Here is a 23108-nt window from a genome sequence, read left to right on the forward strand (position 1 = left end):
ACTTGGGGGGAGAGGAGGATAAGATGAAGGTTGCAGTTGTTGGCGCCGCAGGGCGCATGGGTAGGTCAGTGTGCGAGGCGGTCGAAGGGGCCGGCCACGATCTCGTGGCGCGCCTGGACGCGGGCGATCCGATCACGGCCGAATCGCTGGCGGGGGCGGACGTCGTCGTTGAATTTACGGTGCCGAGCGCTACGGACGCGAACGTGCACGCGATCCTCGATGCGGGATCGCACGTGGTGGTGGGCACCACGGGGTGGACGGAGGAGCGCCTAGAGGCGGTGCGCGAACACGCGGTGCGTGTGGGGAAGAACGCGATCATTGCGCCCAATTACGCGCTGTCGGCGGTGTTGGCTATGTTGTTTGCGGAGAAGGCGGCGGCAATGTTCGAGTCGGTAGAGGTGATCGAGCTGCACCACCCGGACAAGGTGGATGCGCCGTCGGGCACGGCCACCACCAGCGCGCAGCGTATTGGGGCTGTGCGCAAGGAGGCGGGGCTGGCAAGTCCGGATGCCACGCAATCCGATCCGCTCGGCACCCGCGGCGGGCAGATCGACGGGGTGCATGTTCACGCCGTCCGCCTGCGCGGCCTGTACGCCCATGAGGAGATCTTGCTGGGTAACCCGGGCGAGCAGCTGACGATCCGCCAGGATTCGTTCGGGCGAGAGTCCTTCATGCCCGGCGTGCTGCTCGCGGTGCGCGAGGTGGCGGGCCGCCCGGGGCTGACGTACGGCCTTGAGTCGCTGTTGAATCTATGAACTACGGCGGGCTCGAACGTTTCGTTGACTCGGGCTCGTTCGCGCGGGGCCTCATGTATGCCCTGCGCGGTCAATCGTCCGTCACGTCGGCAAGTGATGAGGACATCGAGGCGATCTCTAGCGGCTCGAACGGGGAGATCTACACCGAATGGATCGAATACGAGCTGGAGGGGGAGGAATTCGTCCATTTCTCCGGCCGGTGTACCTGCCCGGTGGGGTACAACTGTAAGCACTGCGTGAGCGCCACGCTCACGGCGCTTAAGCTCGTGCCGCCGTCGCTCATGACCGCCTCGCAGGTGAGCCGTCCTCGCACTGACGCGAACTCGGGCTGGCGCAGGGCGCTGACCAACATGCTGGGTCTCGAAGCCACGGGGCAAGATCCCATCGCGCTCGGGTTTACCTTCACGGCGCCGCGTGTTCCTATGTCGAGCCTTCCCATATGGAAGCAGCAGACCACCGGCAGGCTCGAGATGCATTCGATGCGGAAGGGCAAGCGGGACACGTGGATCAAGACGGGCATTTCGCTGTCCAACCTCCGGGAGGGGATCGGGCGCGAATTTGATCCGCGCCAGGTGCGGGCGGTGCGCGACTTCCTCATGGCGTGTGAGCTGGGCTCGGGCGGCCTGTTCGGGATGCGCGAGCCGCTGTCAATGACGATGCTGCACTCTCCGCTCCTTGGGTACTACCTCAAGGGCTGCATCGACGCTGGTGTTGAACTCGTCGACACGGTGACGAAGCTGCCGATTATTATCGAGCCGGAGCCGGCCGTTCCCACGATTAATCTGACGGACACGGGCGATTTCATCGACGTCACGGCGGCGCTCAACCATCCAAGCGATCCGAAGGACTTCCTACTTATCGGCAAGCCGAGCCAACTGGTGTTTTGGGATGACGGCAAGCTCCACATGGCCTTCCTCGAGCCGGTGGCAAGCGAGGAATGGAGTTACCTGCGCCGCAAGGACGTCCGCGTCCCCACCTCCGAACAGGATGACTTCGAGCGGGATTTCCTCCCGGCGTTGCGCGTGACTGGGATGATCAAGACGGACGGGTACGAGCTGCCCTTGCCGCCCGAGCCGGTTTTGCGCCTCACCCTCACCTCCTCGGGCGAGCGGTTGCCCGTGGTGACCGCGAACTGGGAGTGGGCCTACCAGGACAAGCGTGGGCACGTGATCAGCACGTATCCGCTGTGGAGTCCGCCCGGGCCCGGGCGGAACGCGGAGGCCGAGCAGGCGATCCGGAGCGAGGCGAGCGACGTGGTGGCGCGGGTGTGCCCGGCGATGATGGGCGAGCGGCTGGGCTGGATCAAACTCCGGGGCGAGCAGCTCCTGGCCCTGGATGAGCTGGCCAGCGAACTGGCCGCGATCGGCGTGGAGGTCGTCCAGGATACCCCCACGTTCCGCCGTGCCGAGGATGTTCAGGTAGACCTGGACGTGGACGAATCGCGTGACTGGCTGGACCTGCGGATGCGGGTGCTCGTGGATGGGCAGCCGGTCGAGCTACGCGAGCTGCTGGGCGCGCTGGCCGTGGGGCAACGCTTCACCTATGTGGGCGGCTCGTACGTGAACCTCGACAGCCCGGATCTTGCAAGGTTGCGCGCGCTCATCGAGGAGGCGCGTCTGCTGGGCGACGCTCGGCGCTCGGAGCTGCGAGTGCCGAAGATCCGGCAGTCCTGGTGGCAAGACCTGCTCGACCTGGGGATCGTGAATGCTTCCGCGAACCGCTGGCTGGAGGCAGTGCGCAATGCCCCCGAACCGGAGCCGGCCACCGTGCCAGATACGCTGAATGCCACACTGCGCCCCTACCAGGAGGTGGGCTTTGGCTGGCTGAGCCAGCTGCGTGACGCGGGGCTGGGCGGCGTGCTGGCCGACGACATGGGCCTGGGCAAGACAGTCCAGGTCCTGGCGATGATTTTGCGTGACCGCGAGCGTAACCCCGGCTCGCCGTGGCTGGTGGTGGCTCCCACCTCGGTGGTGGGCAACTGGGTGAGTGAGGCCGAGCGCTTCGCACCGACGCTGAAGGTGGTGGGCATCGATTCGACCGAACGTATTCGGGGCACCCGCCTGGCCGATGAGGTGAGCGGCGCGGACGTCGTGGTGACTTCCTACACCCTCATGCGGCTGGAGGCGGACGATTACCGGGCGCTTGGGATCACGGGCCTGGTGCTGGACGAGGCGCAGAACGTGAAGAACGCCAAGTCGAAGGGGTTTGCGGCGGCGGCAAGCCTGGGGGCGGCCACGGTCTTCGCCGTGACGGGCACGCCGATCGAGAACAACTTGGGGGAGCTGTGGGCGATGTTCTCCCTCACCGCCCCGGGCCTGCTGGGCTCGGCGGAAAAGTTCAATGATGCCTACCGCAAGCCGATCGAGAAGGCCGCCTCCAGCCCGGACGGCGGGGGCGAGGAGCTCATGGCGACGCTGCGCCGGCGCATCGGCCCGTTCCTTCTGCGGCGCACGAAGCAGTCCGTGAGCCTGGACCTGCCGCCCAAGCAGGAGCAGGTGTTGCGCGTGGAGCTCAAGGGATCCCACCGGCGAATGTATGATGTGCAGTTGGAAAAGGAGCGCCAGCGGGTGCTCGGGCTGTCGGAGGAGGACCGGATCGAGATCCTGTCGTCGCTGACGCGCCTGCGCCAGCTGGCGATCGACCCGCGCCTGGCGGACGGGGACTCGGCCGCGCCGGCCTCCAAGCTGGATGAGCTGCTTCCCCTGCTGGAGAGCCTGGTGGCCGAGCATCACTCGGCACTGGTGTTTTCCCAGTTCACGCGCTTCCTCAAACTGGTGGCCGAGCGGCTGGATGAGGCGGGGATTCCCTACCTGTACCTGGACGGGTCCACGCGCGGGCGCCCGGGCCTCATCAAGCGTTTCGCCGCGGGGGAGGCGCCGGTCTTCCTTATCTCGCTCAAGGCGGGCGGCACGGGGCTAAACCTCACGATGGCGGACTACGCGATCCTCACCGACCCGTGGTGGAACCCAGCGGCCGAGGAACAGGCCGTGGACCGCGCGCACCGCATCGGCCAGACCCGCCCAGTCCACGTCTACCGTCTGGTGGCGGAGGGCACGATCGAGGAAAAGGTGGTGGCCCTCCAGGATCAAAAGCGCCGGCTGCTCGGGGTGCTGAGCGAGGACGGCGCGGCGGACGGCAAGCTGTCCGCCGCCGAGCTGCGGGCCCTGCTCGACTAGCGCACTAGTCGGCGTCTCGTTCGAGGGTGGTCCACCACAGGTGCTCGCGGATTTCCTCCCCGTCCACCTCTGCGTGCCGGCGCAGGGGGCGCGGGGCGAAGCCGGAGGCGTCTAGGAAGTGGGTGAACTGGTCATGGCCGGCGATCGCCCATGTGTGGAGCTCGGTGGCATCCGTGCAGATGTCTGTGATGGCGGCGAGCAGGCGGGCATCGTGGCCGGCGCTTGCCATGCGCAACGGCACGGAGAAGTTCGTGATCTCGTAGGCGACCCGCGGCCGCCCGCTTTCGGCGTCGAGCCCGGATTCGTCGTCGCCCTTGAGGATAACGGCGGGGGAGGGGGCGACAGCGGCGAAGCCCTCCACCTCGTCTCCGGCTACGGCCACGAGCACGTGGTGACGATCGGAGGGCAGGTCCTCGATCGTGGCCTGCCACGCGGCGGCAAGCGAGCCGATCTCGAGCTGTGCGCCGACCATGGGGCCAGCACGGTGGTCGAGGCCGGCTGAGATTGCCTCCAACATGGCCTCGCGCTGGACCTGGGCGATGGCGAGCGCGTCGGAGGGTCGGGCGGGGCGCACGGATTTCACAACGTTCACCCCGCCATTGTGTCAGGGAAACGTCCAGATGACGAAAGCTGAGCCGGAATGGGGGAGCGCCGTATAGGGTAGTGCCATGAATACTCCTTCGCGTTCCTTCGGTTCCGTCTCCGTCGCCATGGTCACGCCGTTCCAACCGGACGGCTCGATTGACATCGACAGCGCGTGTAAGGTGGCGTGCAAGCTGGTCGACGACGGGTGCGACGCCCTCGTCCTGTCCGGCACCACGGGCGAATCGCCCACCACCCACCAGCCGGAGAAGAACGAGCTGGTGCGCGAGGTCAAGGCTGCGGTTGCGGGCCGGGCCATGATCGTGGCGGGAGCGGGCTCGAACGACACGGCACACGCCGTGCGCATCGCGAAGGGCGCCCAGGAATCAGGCGCGGACGGCCTGCTCGTCGTCTCCCCTTACTACAACCGCCCCTCCCAGGACGGGGTCTACCAGCACATCGTGGCGGTGGCCGAGGCCACCGACCTGCCCGTCATGGTCTACGACATTCCCGGCCGCACCGGCGTGGCGATCTCGGATGCCACGCTCGACCGTCTGGCGGAGCACCCGCAGATCAAGGCGGTCAAGGACGCCACCGGCAACGTGCCACAGGGTTTTGAGCGCATCACCCGCACGGGCCTCGAGTACTACTCGGGCGACGACTCGCTCAACTTCGCCTGGCTCGCCCACGGAGCCTCCGGCGTGGTGTCGGTGGCCGGCCACCTCATCGCCTCCGGGCTCCGTGCGCTCGTCACCGAAGTCGATGCCGGGGACCTGCCGGCCGCGCGCGCCGAGTTCTCCAAGCAGTCCACCATCATCGATGCGGTCATGGGCGGGGGCCAGGGGGCCGTCATGGCCAAGGAGGCCCTCAAGATGATCGGCGTGCTGGACTCGGCCACCGTGCGCCTGCCGCTCGTGGGTGCCTCCGATGCCGAGCTTGCCAATCTCCGCACTGCCCTGCGCGCCGAGGGCTTCATCGAGTAGCCGGCCGCCAACCAGAAGCGGCAGGTCGGGCGGCCCACCCGGCCCCGTGCAAACCGGGCGCTCGGGCCGCAAGCCGGGTGGACGGCGTCGTGACGCAGCGCGTCGCCACCTGTGAAAGCAAGCCGCGCCCAAACATGCGACAATGGTGGGGTGACTAAGACGAAGCTTCCCCCATCCATTAAGAACGGCACCCTCCGCATCGTCCCGCTGGGCGGGATTGGCGAGATCGGGCGCAACATGACCGTCTTCGAGATTGACGGGCGCATGATCGTGGTCGACTGTGGCGTGCTCTTCCCCGAAGAGTCCCAGCCGGGCGTGGACCTGATCCTGCCGGATTTCGACTACATCAAGGATCGCCTCCACCAGATCGACGCGATCATCCTCACCCACGGACACGAGGATCACATCGGCGGCGTGCCCTACCTGCTGCGCCTGCGCGAGGACATCCCGATTATCGGCTCGCAGCTGACCATCGCACTGGTCGAGGCCAAGCTGGCTGAGCACCGCATCAAGCCCTACACGCATGTGGTCGAGGAGGGTGACATCGAAAACCTCGGCAACTTCGAGTGCGAGTTCATCGCGGTCAACCACTCGATCCCGGACGCGCTGGCCGTGTTTATCCGCACGAACGCGGGAACGGTCCTTCACACGGGCGACTTCAAGATGGACCAGCTGCCGCTCGATGGGCGGATCACCGACCTGCGTTCCTTCGCCCGCGTGGGCGAGGAGGGCGTGGACCTGTTCATGTGCGACTCCACGAACGCCGAGGTCCCCGGCTTCGTGCCGTCGGAGGCGAACATCGGCCCGGTCATCGAGTCCGTGTTCGCCCAGGCGCGCGGCAAGATCGTGGTGGCTTCCTTCTCCTCGCACGTCCACCGCGTTCAGCAGGTGCTCGACGCCGCCTACAAGTACGAGCGCAAGGTGTGCTTCGTGGGGCGCTCGATGGTGCGCAACATGGGGATCGCCGAGGAGCTGGGCTACCTGTCCGTCCCCGAGGACACGCTGATCGACCTCAAGCACGCCGATTCGCTTCCCGACGACGAGATCGTCTACATGTCCACCGGATCCCAGGGTGAGCCGATGGCCGTGCTCTCGCGCATCGCCTCCGGAAACCACAAGTCGATCACGGTGGGCCCGAGCGACACGGTCATCTTCGCCTCCTCGCTCATCCCGGGCAACGAGAACTCGGTGTTCCGCCTCATCAACGGCCTGACCAAGCTGGGAGCGAAGGTGGTCCACCAGGGCAATGCGAAAGTGCACGTGTCCGGGCACGCTGCCGAGGGCGAGCTGCTGTACTGCTACAACATCCTCGAGCCCGAGTACGCCATGCCGGTCCACGGTGAGGTCCGCCACCTCGTGGCCAACGGCGCCATCGCGGTCAAGACGGGCGTGCCGGCGGAGAACGTGATCCTGGCCGAGGACGGCTCGGTGATCGACATGATCGACGGGCACTGCTCGATCGTGGGCGAAGTGCCGTGCGGGTACGTGTACGTGGACGGCTCCTCGGTGGGCGAGATCGGGGAGGCCGAGCTGACTGACCGCCGCACGCTGGGCGAGGAAGGCTTCATCGCGATCTTCGCCGTCATTGACGCCCAGGAGCGCAAGGTCCTCACTGGCCCGCACATCCAGGCGCGCGGCATGGCCGAGGACGATTCGGTGTTCGAGGAGATCCTGCCCGACGTGCGCACGGCGCTCGACGAGTCGATCGCGAACGCGTCGGCCACCACCTACCAGATGCAGCAGGCGATGCGCCGCGTGGTGGGACGGTGGGTGGCTCGCAAGTTGCGCCGCAAGCCGATGATCATCCCCACCGTCATCGAAGCCTAGTTCACGCGGTTCTCCACAGGCTCGCCCTTCTCCAAGTGGGCGATCTGCCGGTGGAGAAGCGCCTCCAGGCGCGGCCACAGCGCGTCCGAGTACCCGCCCACGTGCGGGGTGAAGAACACGTTCGGGTGCGTGTAGAGCGGGTGCCCCTCCGGCAGTGGCTCGGGGTTGACGACGTCGAACGCGATCCGCAGCCGGTCCGCGTGGCGCACTAGCGCGTCGGTGTCGGCCACCGCCCCGCGCGCCATGTTGACCAGCAGGGCGCCGTCCTTCATCGAGGCGAGGAACGCCTCGTCCACCATGTTATTCGTGGAGGCCGCGCCGGGGACGATGACGATGACGATGTCCATCTGGGGCAGCAGGCCCGGCAGGTCCTCGGGGCCGTAGATCGTGCCGAGCTCGTCCTCGCGGCGCGACGACGCCGCCCGGACCAGCTCCACCTCGAACGGCTCCAGGCGCGAGGCGATCGCCTTGCCCACCCCGCCGTAGCCGATGAGGAGGACCTTCTTGTCGGCCAGGCCGGGAGCGAAGAAGAGGTCCCAGTGGCCGGCGTCCTGGGAGCGCACGGCCCGCTGGAGCTGGCGCTGCATGACGAGCAGCAGGCCGAGCGTGAGCTCCGCGGTGGCGGTCTCATGAACCGTGGCGGCGTTCGCCAGCGGGATGTCGCCCACGTGGCCAATCACCTGGTCAAAACCGATCGACGTGGTCTGAATGAGGGAGGCGTCCATCCCCTCAAGGAAGCGGAAGTCGGGCTTGTACGTGACGAACGGGGTGAGGACCATGTCGATGTGGCGCTGCGGCGCGGGGCTCTTGATATTCCACTCGACAATCTCCACCTCCCCGGGGTAGCTCTCCACGAGGGCGCGGAACTCGGGCTGGGGGATGCTCACAGAGACAGTCATGGCTTCGAGTCTAGTCAATCCGATCACGGGGGTGGCAACAAGTCACATTTACGCCACGTTTGCGCGCGCCTGTGGGCACCGCTCGGGTAGGGCCGTTAGGCTCAAGATGATTGATGCACGAAAGAGGGGACATGGCTCGGACGAATAAGCCCGTCAATTCACGGCAACCCAAGCCCGCGGAAGAGGCGCAGCGCAGCTACGAGGGGCTTGCCTTCATCATGCTCGCGCTCGCGATCATCGTGGCGCTTCGCGAGTGGTTCTCCCTGTCTGGCCTGCTCGGCGACATCATCCATCACGCCACAGCCGGCGTGGTCGGCGCGTTGTCCATCTTCGTGCCCATCATGCTGATCGGCGTCGCGGTCAAGCTCTTCCGCCGATCGGTGGGCAACACGAACCGGCGCTTCGTCATCGGCCTTGCCCTGCTCACTATCTCGATCACGGGTATTCTTCACGTGTCGATGGGCCAGCCGGCGATCTCGGATGGATTTGGAGGCCTGGAGAGCGCGGGCGGCATCGTCGGCCTGGTCTCCGGCGGGCTACTCGCCCTGCTCGTGTCGGTCTGGGGTGCCGTCCCGCTCCTCGTGTTGCTCGGCGTGTACGCCATGCTGTTCTCGCTCAACACCTCGGTGCGCGACATCATCGACTGGGTCAAGGGCCGCCGCGAGGCTCGACTGGACCGTGCCGACGACGACGCCCCCACCGTCGCCCTGACCGAGCCGGTGCGTTCGCGCGTGCGGCGAGGAAAGAAGCCGGCCGCCGAGGTCGAGGCGACGAAGGTGGCCACCATCGAATCCGCCGCCGACGATGCCTCGGAGGCAGAGACCGTCGTGGCCGCTGAGGGCAGTGCCCCCGATCCCGAGCCCACGCCGTCGCGCCCGGCCCGGAAGATAGTGAAGAAGGCCCCGAAGCCCGAGCCGCTGCCGCCGCGCGTCGAGCAGTTAGAGCTATCGTCCAACATCACCTACACCCTGCCGGCCGCCGACCTGCTGGTCGAGGGCCCTCCGGGTGTGGAACGCTCCGCCGCGAACGACACGGTGGTCGAGGCCCTCACCCGTGTCTTCAGCGAGTTCTCCGTGGACGCCGAGGTGGTCGGCTTCTCGCGCGGCCCCACGGTCACCCAGTATGAGGTGGAGCTCGGCCCGGGCGTCAAGGTCGATCGCATCACCTCGCTGTCGAAGAATATCGCCTATGCGGTGGCGTCGGCGGACGTTCGCATCCTGTCGCCGATCCCCGGCAAGTCCGCTATCGGCATCGAGATCCCGAATACGGACCGGGAGACCGTCATGGTGGGCGACGTGCTGCGCAGCCCTGTGGCCCGCAAGCAGACCCACCCGCTCGTCGTCGCCGTGGGCAAGAACGTGGGCGGGCAGTTCGTGGTCGCGAACTTAGCCAAGATGCCGCACCTGCTGGTGGCGGGCGCCACGGGTGCCGGTAAGTCGTCGTTCATCAACTCGATGATCACCTCGATCATGATGCGCGCCACCCCGGAGGAGGTGCGCATGATCCTCGTGGACCCCAAGCGCGTGGAGCTCACGATCTACGCCGGTATCCCGCACCTCATCACCCCGATCATCACCAACCCCAAGAAGGCCGCCGAGGCCCTCGAGTGGGTGGTGCGGGAGATGGACCAGCGCTACGACGACCTGTCCCACTACGGTTTTAAGCACATCGACGACTTCAACGACGCCGTCCGCTCCGGCAAAGTCACCGCGCCCCCGGGCTCCGAGCGCAAGCTACAGCCCTACCCCTACCTGCTGGTGGTGGTTGACGAGCTGGCGGACATGATGATGGTGGCCCCGCGCGACGTGGAGGCCTCGATTCAGCGCATCACCCAGCTCGCGCGCGCCGCGGGCATCCACCTGGTGCTGGCCACCCAGCGCCCGTCGGTGGACGTGGTGACGGGCCTGATCAAGGCGAACATCCCCTCGCGCCTGGCGTTCATGACGTCCTCGCTCGCTGACTCCCGCGTGATCCTCGACTCCTCGGGCGCCGAGAAGCTTATCGGCATGGGTGACGCGCTCTTCATGCCGTCGGGCGCGTCGAAACCGATGCGCGTGCAGGGCGCGTGGGTCACGGAGGACGAGATCGCGGCCGTGGTCAAGCACGTCAAGGTCCAGATGCAGCCGGTCTACCGCGAGGACGTGATCCCCAAGGCTGAAAAGCGCGTGATCGACGAGGAGATCGGTGACGACCTCGACATCCTTCTCCAGGCCGCCGAGCTCGTGGTCACCACCCAGTTCGGCTCGACCTCCATGCTCCAGCGCAAGCTCCGCATCGGCTTTGCCAAGGCGGGCCGCATGATGGACCTGCTCGAGGCCCGCGAGGTGGTCGGCCCCTCGGAGGGCTCGAAGGCACGCGAGGTGCTCGCCACCCCCGAACAGCTGCCCACTGTGCTCGCGATGATCCGCGGCGAGGACGTCTCCCTTCACGATCCCGAGGGCGAGGACCGTTACGCCGACGCCGACTTCGGCGACGCCGACGTGGCCCGCGAACCCGACGCCGAATCCCGCCCGTATGCCAACGGGGAGGCGGGTGCGGGCGTGGACCTGGACGAGGACGGGGCGAGCGAGGACGTGCCAGCCGACCGCACGGTCGTCCTCAACAACGACCGCTACGCCACCGACCCACTCGCCTACGAGCCGGAAGAGGATGACCCGGACGAGGACGCCTGGCAGCTCACCGGCCGCGACTAGCTACTCGCGTGAGCTGGTGACCGTGGCCCCCGTGGCCTCGGGCGGAGCGGTGCGCTCGGGCCCGGAGGTTTCCATAACGGGGTAGGTCACTTCGGCCCGCCCAGCGATCTCCTGGGCCGACAGGCGCAGGTCCCCGGGATATTCGCCGAGCGTGAGGGGCAGGAGCGGGTGTAGCTTTTCGCCGGCGCGCCGGTCCTGGGTGACGGCCATCCAGTCGAAGTCGACGACGGCCGCCCCGTCGTCGTTTGCCTCGATCGTGGCGGTGGTGATGAGGCCCGTGGTGACGCGGTAGCCGTGGTTTTCCACCGTCTGGCCCGAGATCTGGTTGCCCATCGAGTAGACCACCCACATGCCGTCCCCGGTGGGGCCGCCCGGGAGTTTGGCGAGCGGTTCGGGGACGTGAGAGTGGTTGCCGAAGACGAGGTCGACCTCGCCGGAGTCGGCCAGGAGCTGGGCGATATCGACCTGTTCGGCGATGGGTTCGGAGACGTACTCGGTTCCCCAGTGCATGGAGACGATGACGATGTCAGCCCCGAGCTCGCGCGCCCGCTTAGCGTCCTCCACCACCGTCTCGACGGGGGAGCCGAGCTCACCCACCACGTTCCACGAATAGGGGTGATCGGCCGGGATCGGGATGCCGTTGGTGAGCGTGGTGGCCGAGATGTGGGCAATCTTCACCGTGTGGTTGACGCCCTCGACCGTGTAGAACTGAATCTGCTCGGCCTCGTCCTGGGTTCGGGCCGCGCCGGCCCAGCCCATCCCCGCGCCGGACAGCGCCTCGATCGTGGTCTCCACCCCGCCAAAGCCGCGGTCCATCGTGTGGTTGGTGGCGAACGCACAACCGTCGAAGCCGATCTCGGCAAGTGACGCCGCCAGGTCGTAAGGCGCGCCGAAGTTGGGGTAGTTCGAGGGCATCTGATCCGGGCCGACGATCGGGATCTCAAGCGCGCAGATCGCCACGTCCGAGTTCGCGATGTAATCCTTGATCGGGGCGTAGTACGGGGTGTAGTCGTAGGTCTCCCCGGCGATCCGGGCCGCCTCGTTGACCGACAGGTGCAAAAGGATGTCCCCGCCCGAACTGACCGTGAAGTACTCCGGGTCCGCGGTCGGCGTCGGGCTCGGCGTCGGGGTGGGCATGGCCGGAGCGTTGGACGTGGACGGGCCAGACGGCGTCGTGGGCGAGGAGGCGGAGCCTGTTGAGTCGCTACACGCGCCGAGGGCGAGCACGATCGTCAGTGCGGCGAGTGTGACGGGCTTTTTCAACGCGGCCTCCGGTGAGCTTTATTTAACGTGGACATGATCTACAGTAGAGGAGTGGAAGAGAAACGTCAGGTACCTTTGGTCAACATCGCAAACGCATTGACGGTACTCCGGCTCGTGCTGGTGCCCGTCTTCATCTGGGCGTTTCTTGACCCCACGCCTGCTCGCAGCTGGCTGTCCTGGGCGATCTTCGCACTCGCCGCCTTCACCGACAAGCTCGACGGGCACCTGGCCCGCAGCCGCGGCCTGATCACGAACTTCGGCAAGCTCGCCGACTCGATCGCGGACAAGTTCCTGATCATCTCCGCCCTCGTCATGCTTTCGGCGCACGGGATCCTGTGGTGGTGGGTGACGATCGTGTTCATCGTGCGTGAGGCCGGCATCACCATCATGCGCATGGTGGTGGTGAAGAAGAAGGTGATGTCCGCGGGCCGCGGCGGCAAGATCAAGATGATGGCACAGTCGGTGGGCGCGGGTATGCTCATCATCCCGTGGTACTCGTTCCTCCCCTCCGCACTCGCCACCGCGATCATGTGGATGTCCTACGGGCTCATCGCGATCGCGCTCTTCTTCGCGCTGACCTCGGCGGTCGAATACATCCGGGAGGCGCGCAACATTGGCGAGGACTGACGCCGTCACCCACCTCCCCGCCCTCATCGCCTCGCTGACGGAGCGGGGGAGGACCATCGCGGTGGCCGAATCCTTGACCGGCGGGCGCGTGGCGTCGGCCATCGTCTCCGTGCCGGGGGCCTCGGCGTGCTTCCAGGGCGGCGTCGTCGCCTATGCGAGCGAAGCGAAAGCTGTCATCCTCGGGGTGAGCCGGGCGCGGCTGGAGGAGACGGGACCGGTGGACGGCGTCGTCGCCGAGCAGATGGCTGCGGGCGTGGCCAAACTTTTCGACGCCGACTTCGCCGTGGCCACCACGGGCGTCGCCGGGCCTGGAAGCGCGGACGGGCACGAGGCCGGGACCGTGTGGATCGGCATTCGCACGCCGCAGGGCACGACGTCGGAGCTGTTTCACTTCGCGGGAAACCGCGATGAGGTGCGCAACGCCGCCGTTTTGGAAGCCCTGGGGATAATCGAACGCGCAAGTGCAAAGTAGCGGTAAACTCCAACGAGCCTCTCAGGGAACTTTCAGCTTCGAATGGGAATATCTTCTCAAGACGCGAAGTTAGCCATGAGTGAAGGCTACTAGCAGAATGAGAGTAGACATGATGAATGAAGCCACCCGCACTGAGACCGTCCTGTTCCGCCGCGAACTGGGGGATGTCCTGCGGGATTACCGCCAGCGTCAGGGGCGCACCCTGCGCGAGGTGTCGTCAGGCGCGCGAGTCTCCCTCGGTTACCTGTCGGAAGTTGAGCGTGGGCAGAAGGAAGCATCTTCGGAGCTGCTGCACTCGATCTGCCGCGCGTTGAATGTCCCCATGAGCCACGTGCTGCGCCTCGTTGCTGACCGCATCGACGTGGCCGAGGGCCGCACCCCGCCGATGGTGCGCAAGATGCAGGCGGCGCGCGCGGCCGGGGTTCGCATCCCGGATACTGCCGAGGCCCTCCTCGCCGGTGAGCTCGCGCCCACTCGATGAGGCACTCCGAATTTTGGGAGGTTGTTGAGCGGGCGTTTCCGAATGGGCGTGGCCTCGCCCTCGCACATGACCTCGTGATCCCGGAACTGGGGTCGCGGCCGGCGGCGGAGGCGATCGCGGACACCGATCCGCAGGAGGTGTGGCACGCCTTGCGCGTGGCGATGGACCTGCCGGAGTCCTACGAATACCTGCATAGGAAAAGCAAATAGCAATGAGAGGGGCGATCCTGCGGGGTCGCCCCTTTTGTTGTGCGCGACACGCGGGGGAGCTTGCCATCTCGAACGAATGTTCGGCTAAAGTTATCCACGGCAACTCGTTTCGCACACCTAACCCCAATTTCAGGGGGTGCAGAAAAAGAATGTCGGAGGTCGGGCATATCGTTGCTGGTATGGCGCTCGGGGAGGGCGCACACCAAAAAAGACCTGTTCTATCAACCGGCCCACACGGCCCCAATACGTGAGGAAAAACATGGCAAAGAAGGAAACCGCCGATCGCGAAAAGGCACTGGCAACCGCGCTCGGGCAGATCGATCGTCAATTTGGTAAGGGATCGGCAATGCGCCTCGGGGACGCGCCGGAGGTGCGCGTGAAGGTGATCCCCACCGGCTCGCTCGCACTCGATGTCGCACTCGGCATCGGCGGCCTCCCGCGGGGTCGAATCGTTGAGATCTACGGCCCGGAGTCCTCGGGTAAAACCACCGTGGCCCTGCACGCGGTTGCCTCCGCGCAGGCGGCTGGCGGTATTGCCGCCTTTATCGACGCCGAACACGCGTTAGATCCGGAATATGCCAAGAAGCTCGGCGTGGATACGGACGCGCTCATCGTCTCCCAGCCCGATACGGGCGAACAGGCGCTTGAGATCGCGGACATGCTGATCCGTTCAGGTGCGCTGGACATCATCGTGGTTGACTCGGTGGCGGCGCTCGTGCCGAAGGCCGAGATTGAGGGCGACATGGGCGATTCGCACGTCGGCCTCCAGGCCCGGCTCATGTCCCAGGCGCTACGTAAGCTTACGGGCGCTCTGTCCGCCTCGGGCACCACCGCGATCTTCATCAACCAACTGCGTGAGAAGATCGGCGTCTTCTACGGCAACCCGGAAACCACCACGGGCGGGCGCGCCCTCAAGTTCTACTCCTCGGTGCGCCTGGACGTGCGCCGCATTGAGACCTTGAAGGAAGGCTCGATGCCGGTGGGCAACCGCACGCGCGTGAAGGTGGTGAAGAACAAGATGGCCCCGCCCTTCAAGCAGGCCGAGTTCGACATCCTCTACGGCCAGGGCATCTCGAAGGAGGGCGGCATCATCGACATGGCGGTGGATGCCGGCGTCATCCGCAAGTCCGGTTCCTGGTACACCTATGAGGGTGACCAGCTGGGCCAGGGCAAGGAGAAGGTGCGCCAGTTTCTCAAGGACAATCCGGAGATATCCGAGGAGATCGAGGTTAAGGTCAAGGCCCAGCTCGGGGTGGGCGAAGGCGCGGCCACCGAGGAGGAGATGGCTGAGGTTGATGAGTAGTGGTCGACTACTCTGAGGACCCCCGCCCGCGGCGCCGGCGCGACTTCGTGGAGCGCCGGGCTGCGCGGGCGGCGGCCCGCAACGAGGAGGACTGGCACGTCTACGCCCGTAACCTGTGCTACCGGCTGCTCGCGGCGCAGGAGCGCTCGCGCCGGCAGCTCCGTGATGCGATGGAACGCAACCTCGTGCCCGATGAGATCGCGCAGGCAACGCTCCAGGCGTTCGTGGACGCGGGACTTGTGGATGACGAGCGCTTTGCGTACATGTACGTGCGTTCGAAGTTCGAGGGGAAGGTGACCACACGGCGCGTGCTTGCCCAGGAACTGCGCGCCAAGGGCGTGGAGGGTGAGCTGGCCCAGCGGGCGCTGGAGCAGATAACGGTGGAGGATGAGCTGGAGGCGGCCATCGCGTTTGCTCGCAAGAAGGCGGCATCGATGGCTGGCCTGGAGGAAGAGAAGAAGCGCCGGCGCCTCTATGGCGCGCTCGGCCGGCGCGGGTTTAGCCCGGAACACATTCGGCAGGCGATGGAGGCGGCTCTCGGTTAGGTGCGCCATCTCGCAGATGTGGGAGGTGGGGCCGCGGACGTTTGCCAGTAGACTGGCGGGGATGACTGAGCTGAAGACTTACGCGGTGCGCACCCTCGGGTGCCAGATGAACGTCCACGATTCCGAGCGCCTGGCCGGCCTCCTCGACGCGGCCGGGTATGTGCCCGTGTCCGAGGTGCCCGACAAGGCGGCGCGCGCCACCGACGCGGGGGACGAGGGCGCGGATGTACTGGTGATCAACACGTGCTCCGTGCGCGAGAACGCGGCCACCAAGCTGTTCGGCAACCTCGGCCAGCTCGCGGCCGTCAAGCGTCAGCGCCCCGGCATGCAGATCGCCGTGGGCGGGTGCCTAGCCCAGCAGCTGCGTGGCGGGATCGTGGAGAAGGCGCCGTGGGTTGACGTCGTCCTCGGCACCCACAACCTTGACGTGCTGCCCGCGTTGCTCGAGCGCGCCCGGCACAATGATGAGGCGGCGGTGGAGATTGAGGAGTCGCTCAAGGTTTTCCCCTCCACCCTGCCCACGCATCGCGAGTCGGTTTACGCCGCCTGGGTCTCCATCTCGGTGGGCTGTAACAACACGTGCACGTTTTGCATCGTGCCGCACCTGCGCGGCAAGGAACGGGACCGGCGGCCGGGGGAGGTCCTGTCCGAAGTCGAGGCCGTGGTGGCTGAGGGTGCCATCGAGGTGACCCTGCTCGGCCAGAACGTCAATTCATATGGCGTTGGTTTTGGTGACCGCGGCGCGTTCGCCAAGTTGCTGCGGGCCACGGGTGAGATCGAGGGCCTGGAGCGCGTGCGCTTCACCTCACCGCACCCGGCCGCCTTCACTGACGATGTGATCGCCGCGATGGCTAAGACCCCGAACGTCATGCCCTCCCTTCACATGCCCCTGCAGTCCGGCTCGGATCGGATCCTGCGGGCCATGCGCCGTTCGTACCGTTCCGAGCGCTTCCTTGGGATCCTGGACCGCGTGCGGGCGAAGATCCCGAACGCCGCGATCACCACCGATATCATCGTGGGCTTCCCCGGAGAGACCGAGGAGGACTTCCAGGCCACGCTCGACGTGGTGGAGGCCTCGCGCTTCAGCTCGGCCTTTACCTTCATCTATTCGCCGCGCCCGGGTACCCCGGCGGCCGACATGGCCGACCAGGTGCCGGAGGAGGTGGCGAAGGACCGGCTCAACAGGCTGGTCGCCCTCCAGGAGCGCATCAGCGCCGAGGACGCGAAGGCGCTCGAAGGCACCACGGTGGAGGTCCTCATCTCCGAGGGTGAGGGTCGCAAGGATGGGGCGACCGAGCGCGTGACGGGCCGCGCCGAGGACAACCGCCTGGTCCACGTGGCCCTGCCGGAGGGCCTGCTGGAATCGGAGCGCCCGCGCCCGGGCGACTGCGTGCGGGCCACCGTCACGTATGGTGCTCCCCACCACCTGCTGGCCGACTCGGCCCTCGAGGGCGGCACGTTCTCGATTCGCCGCACGCGCGCCGGGGATGCCTGGGAGCGCGGAGTCAAGCGCCGCGCCGAGCTGGCCAATGAGGCCGCGGGCATCGCGCCTGTCGGACTTGGACTGCCGACCATCCGCCCGCGATCGTGATCATCGCGGTGGTGGGGTCCACGGCGGCAGGCAAGAGCGCGCTCTCGCTCGAGCTAGCCGAGTTGCTGGGTGGGCCCGGCGAGGTGGAGATCATCTCGGCTGACGCCATGCAGCTCTACCGCGGCATGGACATCGGCACCGCCAAGCTACCCGTAGAAGAGCGGCGCGGTATCGCACACCACCAGCTCGACGTGCTCGACGTGACCGACGTGGCGTCCGTTGCCGGCTACCAGCGCCACGCGCGGGCCGACCTCGAGGCGATCCTGGGCCGGGGCAAGATCCCGATGGTGGTGGGCGGCTCGGGCCTGTACGTCTCCGGCCTGCTCGATGAGCTCGACTTCCCGGGCACCGACCCAAAGATCCGCGCCGAGCTCGAGCGCGTCCATGCCGAGAGCGGCCTGAGCCCGCTCATCGAGGAGTTGCGCGACCTCGACCCGGTGAGCGCGCAGACCATCAACCTGAAAAACCCGCGGCGAGTCATCCGCGCGCTTGAGGTGGTGCGCCTGACGGGCCGGTCTTACACCCCCGTCTTTCCGCGCCACACCAGCCATTACGACGACGTCGTCATGCTCGGGGTCCGGCGCGAGCGCGAGGTGCTGAACGAGGAGATCGGGCAGCGGGCGGCGAAAATGTTCGCTGGCGGGCTGCTCGAGGAGACTCGCGCCCTGCTTGAGTGTGGGCTACGCGAGGGGGAGACGGCACGCAAGGCTACGGGGTATGCGGAGGCCATCGCCGTCATCGACGGCGAGATGGGCGTGGACGAGGCGGTCGAGTCGGTCGCTCAGGCTACCCGGCGCCTGGCCAAGAAGCAGCGCACGTGGTTCGGGCGCGACCCGCGCATCACGTGGATCGACGTGGAAGGCGATCTGAGCGAGGTGGCGCGAGCCGCCTACGGCGCGCTCGGGCGCACCTCGAGCACCCGGTAGCCCTTCTGTGATCGCAGCTTCGACGTGGCAAACCCCTGCTCGGTGAGCCAGGAGGCGAGGGAGTCGGCGCCGAGGTTGCGCTGGACCACGAGGTAGGCCACCCCGGTGGGGGCGAGGCGTACGAGCCAGGTGGTGAGCAGCTCGTGGAGGGCCTCCTTGCCGATCCGGATCGGCGGGTTAGACCACAGCAGGTCGATGTGCGCGGTGGCGTTGTCGGGCCCTTCGGCCACGCGGACGTTGGCAAGGCCGGCGTCGTCGGCATTCTTGGCGGTGAGCGCGCGGGCGCGCTCGTTGACGTCGATGCCGATCACGGTGGAAGCCGGGTAGTGGCGGGCGAGGGCGAGGGTGAGCGGGCCCCAGCCGCAGCCGAGGTCGACGATGGTGGAGCCGGCGGGTAGTTCGGGCAAAGGCGTCTTGTGGAGGAGGACCGCGGTGCCCTTATCCAGGCCCTGTGGTGAAAAAATCCCGGCGGTGGTGCTCACGCGGTAGTCTTCACCCAGAAGGCGGACGTCGATCTGGCGCACCGCCGAATCAGAGGTGGGATGGGAAGAAAAGTAGTGCTCGCTCACGGCCTAACGATACCGCGGCGGCGGCGCGTTTCCCATTTTCTTCCCCGCTGATAGACAATAGAGGAAAGACGAGGAGAGACTCATTAACAGCAGCTTCACATCCCGCGAGGGCACGGCGCTTCAGGAAGACCCGGCCTACGGGGGCCACTGGGCGGGCGATTCGCTGGATCGCGAGGAGCGCTCCTCGTTGCGGCGCGTGGAGGGGCTGTCCACCGAACTGACCGACGTTACCGAGGTTGAATACCGCCAGTTGCGCCTCGAGCGCGTGGTCCTCATCGGCGTGGTGGATGATGACATGAAGGCCGGCGAGGAGTCGTTGCGCGAGCTCGCGGCGCTGGCCACGACGGCGGGTTCCCAGGTTCTCGACGGCGCTCTCCAGCGCCGCCCGCACCCCGACCCGGCCACCTACTTCGGCTCGGGTAAGGCCCGCGAGCTGGCCGAGCTTGTGGCGGCCACGGGCGCGGACACGGTCATCGCGGACTCCGAGCTGAGCCCGTCCCAGCGCCGCGCCCTGGAGGACATCGTCAAGGTCAAGGTCGTCGACCGCACGGCCCTCATCCTCGACATCTTCGCCCAGCACGCCAAGTCGCGCGAGGGCAAGGCCCAGGTGGAGCTCGCCCAGCTCGAATACTTGCTACCGCGCCTGCGCGGCTGGGGAGAATCGATGTCCCGGCAGGCCGGCGGCCGCGTTGCCAGTGGCGAGGGCATCGGCTCTCGCGGCCCGGGTGAGACGAAGATCGAGCTCGACCGCCGGCGCATCCACCGGCGCATGGCCAAGCTGCGCAAGGACATCGCCCACATGGGCAACGCGCGCCAGACCAAGCGTGCCGCCCGGCGCAAGAATCGCACGCCGTCGGTCGTGGTCGTGGGATATACGAACGCGGGCAAGTCCTCGCTCATGAACGTGCTGACGGGCGCCGGGGTGCTCGTGGAGAACGCACTGTTCGCCACGCTCGACCCCACGGTGCGGCGGGCGCTCACGCGCGACGGGCGCGAGTACACGCTGACCGACACAGTGGGTTTTGTGCGCAACCTGCCCACCCAGCTCGTCGAGGCGTTCCGCTCCACGCTGGAGGAGGCCGCCGACGCCGACGTGCTGCTTCACGTGGTCGACGCCGCTCACGACGACCCGGTGGCCCAGGTCGACGCCGTCCACGAGGTGCTTGCCGACGTCGACGGCGCGCTTGACGTGCCCGAGCTCATCGTGCTGTCCAAGGTCGATATTGCTGACCCGGTGACCGTGGCAACCTTGCGGAGCCGGTTCCCGGACGCGATGGTCGTCTCGGCGGTAACAGGGGAGGGCATCGAGGAGCTGCGCACCCGCATCGAGGAGCTGCTGCCGCACCCGCAGGTGGCGGTCGACGTCGTCATCCCGTACGACCGGGGTGACCTCGTCAGCCGCATCCACGAGGACGGGGAGATCCTGCACGAATCCCACGAGGAGGCCGGCACGCATATGGTGGCGCGGGTCAACCCGGACGTGGCCGCGGCGGTAGAGGCCCTGGGCGGGCAGGCGTGAGCGAGGCGACACCGCGCGAGGTGCTCGCCCACCTCGTGGCAGGAATCGGCGGCAAGCCGCGCGAGGGCCAGGAACGGATGGTCGACGCCGTCTACGAGGCGCTGACGGAGGAATCCCACCTCATGGTGGAGGCGGGCACGGGCACGGGCAAGTCGTTTGGATACCTCGTGCCGGCGATGGTGTGGTCGGCAGCCACAGGCAAGCGCGCCACGATCTCCACGGCCACCTTGCCGCTCCAGCGCCAGATCATCACGCAGGACGCGCCGGCGGTGGCCGACGCGATCCGGGAGACGATGGGCTCGCACGTGGAAGTCGCGTTGCTTAAGGGGTGGAACAACTACGCCTGCCTGCGCAAGGCCGATGGCGGGTTTCCGGAGGAAGACGCGCTGCTTTCGCGCGCCGAGGGTGAGGTGGGGGCGACCGCCACAGGCGAGGAGGTGGTGCGCGCCCGCGAGTGGGCCCTCGCCACCGATACCGGCGACCGCGACGACCTGGTCCCCGGCGTGTCCGACCGGGCATGGAACCAGATCTCCATCCAAAAGCGCGAGTGTATCGGCGAGCACTGCTCGCTGCGCCACGAGTGCTTCCCGCGCATGGCCCGCGCGCAGGCGGAGGAGGCCGACATCGTGGTAACAAACCACGCCCTCCTCGGCATCCAGGCCGCCGGCACGCCCGTGCTGCCCGAGTCGGACGCCTACATCGTGGACGAGGCCCACGACCTGGTCGACCGCGTAACCGGCCAGCTCACGCGCTCGCTCACCGGCTACGAGCTGCGTAGCATCGCGCGAATGCTGCGCCAGGCTGGGCTCGACGACGAGGGGTTGGGCGACGTCGCCGACGAGCTGGCCGACGCGCTCGGCGCCGTCAACGAGGGTCGGCTCATCCGGATCGGCGACGCGCTTTCCGATACGATCGCGCGCATCATGGGCAAAGCGCAGACCGCGGGCGGCGAAGTCGCCTCGCTCTCGAGCTCGAACGAGGAGGCGAACGCCACCAAGAACGTTCTGCGCTCTCGGCTGACGGAACTGGTGAACCTGTGTGCTGACCTGATCTCGGGGGCGGTGAGTGAAGGGCGGCTCGTGGCGTGGGTCAGTGAGTACAACGACAACCGCGCGCTCTACCTGGCCCCGCTCGACGTGTCGGGCGCGATCGCCTCGGGCCTGTTCGAGGACACACCGGTGGTGCTGACCTCGGCCACGCTACAACTGGGTGGGAGCTTCGACGCGATGGCCGGCCGGGTGGGCTTCACCTTCCCCAGCCAGGGGGAGTGGAGCGGGCTCGACGTCGGCACGCCATTCGACGAGCGGCGCCAGGGCATCCTTTACGTGGCCGAGCACCTGTCCGCCCCCGGCCGGGAGGGATACGGGGATGAGCACCTGCAGGAGATCGTGGACCTCATCGAGGCCTCGCGGGGCGGGGCGTTGTGCCTGTTCACCTCGCGTGCCGGTGCGACCCGGGCAGCCGAGTACGTGCGCGAGCGGATCGACCTTCCGGTGGCATGCCAGGGGGATGACCAGCTGCCGACTCTGCTCGAACAGTTCGCGGCCGACCCGAGCGCGAGCCTGTTCGGCACGCTCTCGCTGTGGCAGGGCGTGGACGTACCCGGGCCCACGTGCCGGCTGGTCGTCATCGATCGCATCCCGTTCCCGCGCCCGGACGACCCGCTCATTCAGGCGCGCACCCAGGCCGCAGGCGAGTCAGGGCGCAATCCGTTCATGACCGTCTCCGCCACGCACGCGGCGCTCCTGCTTGCCCAAGGGGCCGGCCGGCTGCTGCGCCGGATCGACGACCGGGGCGTGGTGGCCGTGCTGGACTCGCGCCTGCGTAAGGCGCGCTACTCGGGCTTTCTATTGGCGTCGTTGCCGGACATGTGGCGCACGACCGACCGGGCCGTGGTGCTCACAGCGCTGGAGCGGCTGGCTACAGGGCTCGAAGAACGGTAACGACCTTGCCTAGGATCTGGGCCTCGTCGCCCGGGATGGGCGCGTAATTCGAATTGCGGGGCAGGAGCCACACGTGCCCGTCCTTGCGCGAGAGGGTCTTGACCGTGGCCTCCCCATCGATCATCGCGGCCACGATCTCCCCGTTCTCGGCCACGGGCTGGCGGCGCACCACCACCCAGTCCCCGTCACAGATCGCGGCGTCGATCATCGAATCGCCTGAGACCAAGAGCATGAACAGATCCCCGTCTCCCGTGAGTTGGCGGGGGAGCGGGAACACGTCCTCCACGTGCTGCTCGGCCAGGATCGGGCCGCCGGCCGCGATGCGGCCGACCGCCGGGACGTTGACGGGGGCGTTGATGGCGATATCGGTATCGTTGAGCCGGTAGACGGCGGTGCCCTCCACATGGAAGCTGGTGGGGATTGCGGGGATTTGCACCTCGAAGCCGGCGATTTCGAGGCCGCGCTCTGTGACCTCAATCGTGCGGGGGCGGCGTGGATCGCGCGCGAGGTACCCTTCGCGCTCAAGCAGATCTAGCTGGTACTTGACCGAGGACGAGGACTTGAGGCCAACGCTTAGGCCGATTTCGCGCACGGTGGGAGGGAAGCCCCGTTCGGCGATCGCCGAACAGATAGCGCGCAGGATAGCGAGTTGGCGATCCGAGATGCTCATGGCTCCCCCTCACGGCTCCAGAAAAAGTTGTCGGAGCGGCCTGATTGACTTTCTCCTACAGGTTATCGGGTGAGC

The 23108-nt window shown here is 67.2% G+C and carries 20 protein-coding genes; 15 read left to right on the plus strand and 5 right to left on the minus strand.

Going from position 1 to position 23108, the window contains the following annotated elements; translation table 11 throughout:
• The first annotated feature begins 23 nt into the window (after positions 1-23).
• The gene (gene dapB, locus AQZ59_RS00405; RefSeq protein ID WP_062612115.1) at positions 24-755 is read left to right on the plus strand and encodes a 4-hydroxy-tetrahydrodipicolinate reductase; all 732 of its coding nucleotides are present in this window, start codon (positions 24-26) and stop codon (positions 753-755) included.
• Positions 752-3931, plus strand: a complete 3180-nt coding sequence (locus AQZ59_RS00410) for a DEAD/DEAH box helicase (protein ID WP_062612116.1) — start codon at positions 752-754, stop codon at positions 3929-3931. The genes dapB and AQZ59_RS00410 overlap by 4 nt, the downstream gene beginning before the upstream one ends.
• A gap of 4 nt (positions 3932-3935) precedes the next feature.
• On the opposite strand, the gene AQZ59_RS00415 is transcribed toward AQZ59_RS00410, so the two are convergent.
• Positions 3936-4523, minus strand: coding sequence for a GNAT family N-acetyltransferase (locus AQZ59_RS00415; protein ID WP_062612118.1), 588 nt, complete (start codon positions 4521-4523; stop codon positions 3936-3938).
• A gap of 76 nt (positions 4524-4599) precedes the next feature.
• Here AQZ59_RS00415 and dapA point away from each other — a divergent pair, with 76 nt between their 5' ends.
• Together dapA and AQZ59_RS00425 are read left to right on the plus strand one after the other, a co-directional pair.
• Complete coding sequence (gene dapA / locus AQZ59_RS00420; protein ID WP_062612120.1) at positions 4600-5496, plus strand: 4-hydroxy-tetrahydrodipicolinate synthase; 897 nt, start codon at positions 4600-4602, stop codon at positions 5494-5496.
• Between the two features lie 150 nt (positions 5497-5646).
• A complete protein-coding gene (locus AQZ59_RS00425) occupies positions 5647-7323 on the plus strand; it encodes a ribonuclease J (RefSeq protein ID WP_062612122.1) in 1677 nt (558 codons plus the stop codon).
• On the opposite strand, the gene AQZ59_RS00430 is transcribed toward AQZ59_RS00425, so the two are convergent.
• Entirely contained in the window at positions 7320-8222 is a 903-nt protein-coding gene (locus tag AQZ59_RS00430; protein WP_062612124.1) for a 2-hydroxyacid dehydrogenase, read from the minus strand. The two genes, AQZ59_RS00425 and AQZ59_RS00430, sit on opposite strands and share 4 nt — an antisense overlap.
• A gap of 131 nt (positions 8223-8353) precedes the next feature.
• Between AQZ59_RS00430 and AQZ59_RS00435 the strand changes: the two genes are divergently transcribed.
• Positions 8354-10915 carry an FtsK/SpoIIIE family DNA translocase gene (locus tag AQZ59_RS00435; protein ID WP_062612126.1) on the plus strand — a complete coding sequence of 854 codons (2562 nt, stop codon included), beginning with the start codon at positions 8354-8356 and terminating at the stop codon, positions 10913-10915.
• On the opposite strand, the gene AQZ59_RS00440 is transcribed toward AQZ59_RS00435, so the two are convergent.
• Positions 10916-12178, minus strand: a complete 1263-nt coding sequence (locus tag AQZ59_RS00440; RefSeq protein ID WP_152994701.1) for a CapA family protein — start codon at positions 12176-12178, stop codon at positions 10916-10918.
• A 51-nt stretch (positions 12179-12229) separates the two neighbouring features.
• On the opposite strand from AQZ59_RS00440, the gene pgsA reads away from it, so the two are divergent.
• From pgsA to miaA, 8 genes are all read left to right on the plus strand, one after another.
• Positions 12230-12805: a CDP-diacylglycerol--glycerol-3-phosphate 3-phosphatidyltransferase gene (gene pgsA / locus AQZ59_RS00445; protein WP_236698624.1), complete on the plus strand. Its 576-nt coding sequence runs from the start codon at positions 12230-12232 to the stop codon at positions 12803-12805.
• Entirely contained in the window at positions 12792-13277 is a 486-nt protein-coding gene (locus AQZ59_RS00450; protein WP_062612130.1) for a CinA family protein, read from the plus strand. The genes pgsA and AQZ59_RS00450 overlap by 14 nt, the downstream gene beginning before the upstream one ends.
• A 109-nt stretch (positions 13278-13386) precedes the next feature.
• Complete coding sequence (locus AQZ59_RS00455) at positions 13387-13758, plus strand: helix-turn-helix domain-containing protein (protein ID WP_276786553.1); 372 nt, start codon at positions 13387-13389, stop codon at positions 13756-13758.
• Positions 13755-13967, plus strand: coding sequence for a DUF3046 domain-containing protein (locus AQZ59_RS00460; RefSeq protein WP_062612134.1), 213 nt, complete (start codon positions 13755-13757; stop codon positions 13965-13967). The genes AQZ59_RS00455 and AQZ59_RS00460 overlap by 4 nt, the downstream gene beginning before the upstream one ends.
• A 259-nt stretch (positions 13968-14226) precedes the next feature.
• A complete protein-coding gene (gene recA / locus AQZ59_RS00465) occupies positions 14227-15270 on the plus strand; it encodes a recombinase RecA (RefSeq protein WP_062612136.1) in 1044 nt (347 codons plus the stop codon).
• Positions 15270-15815 (plus strand): regulatory protein RecX, encoded by a 546-nt coding sequence (locus tag AQZ59_RS00470; protein ID WP_062612138.1) that lies wholly within the window; start codon positions 15270-15272, stop codon positions 15813-15815. The genes recA and AQZ59_RS00470 overlap by 1 nt, the downstream gene beginning before the upstream one ends.
• 61 nt (positions 15816-15876) lie before the next feature.
• Positions 15877-17406 carry a tRNA (N6-isopentenyl adenosine(37)-C2)-methylthiotransferase MiaB gene (gene miaB, locus AQZ59_RS00475; protein ID WP_152994702.1) on the plus strand — a complete coding sequence of 510 codons (1530 nt, stop codon included), beginning with the start codon at positions 15877-15879 and terminating at the stop codon, positions 17404-17406.
• On the plus strand, positions 17403-18332 hold the full coding sequence (miaA, locus tag AQZ59_RS00480; protein WP_062612141.1) for a tRNA (adenosine(37)-N6)-dimethylallyltransferase MiaA: 930 nt from the start codon (positions 17403-17405) through the stop codon (positions 18330-18332). The genes miaB and miaA overlap by 4 nt, the downstream gene beginning before the upstream one ends.
• On the opposite strand, the gene AQZ59_RS00485 is transcribed toward miaA, so the two are convergent.
• On the minus strand, positions 18296-18901 hold the full coding sequence (locus AQZ59_RS00485; RefSeq protein WP_062612143.1) for a class I SAM-dependent methyltransferase: 606 nt from the start codon (positions 18899-18901) through the stop codon (positions 18296-18298). The genes miaA and AQZ59_RS00485 overlap by 37 nt on opposite strands.
• 82 nt (positions 18902-18983) lie before the next feature.
• Here AQZ59_RS00485 and hflX point away from each other — a divergent pair, with 82 nt between their 5' ends.
• Both hflX and AQZ59_RS00495 read left to right on the plus strand, forming a co-directional pair.
• Entirely contained in the window at positions 18984-20420 is a 1437-nt protein-coding gene (hflX, locus tag AQZ59_RS00490) for a GTPase HflX (protein WP_082661052.1), read from the plus strand.
• On the plus strand, positions 20417-22363 hold the full coding sequence (locus AQZ59_RS00495) for an ATP-dependent DNA helicase (RefSeq protein WP_062612145.1): 1947 nt from the start codon (positions 20417-20419) through the stop codon (positions 22361-22363). The genes hflX and AQZ59_RS00495 overlap by 4 nt, the downstream gene beginning before the upstream one ends.
• On the opposite strand, the gene lexA is transcribed toward AQZ59_RS00495, so the two are convergent.
• A complete protein-coding gene (lexA, locus tag AQZ59_RS00500) occupies positions 22341-23033 on the minus strand; it encodes a transcriptional repressor LexA (protein WP_062612147.1) in 693 nt (230 codons plus the stop codon). The two genes, AQZ59_RS00495 and lexA, sit on opposite strands and share 23 nt — an antisense overlap.
• Positions 23034-23108 lie beyond the last annotated feature (75 nt).

The organism is Trueperella bernardiae (assembly GCF_001469025.1).
In the GTDB taxonomy this organism is placed as follows: Bacteria; Actinomycetota; Actinomycetes; order Actinomycetales; family Actinomycetaceae; genus Trueperella; species Trueperella bernardiae.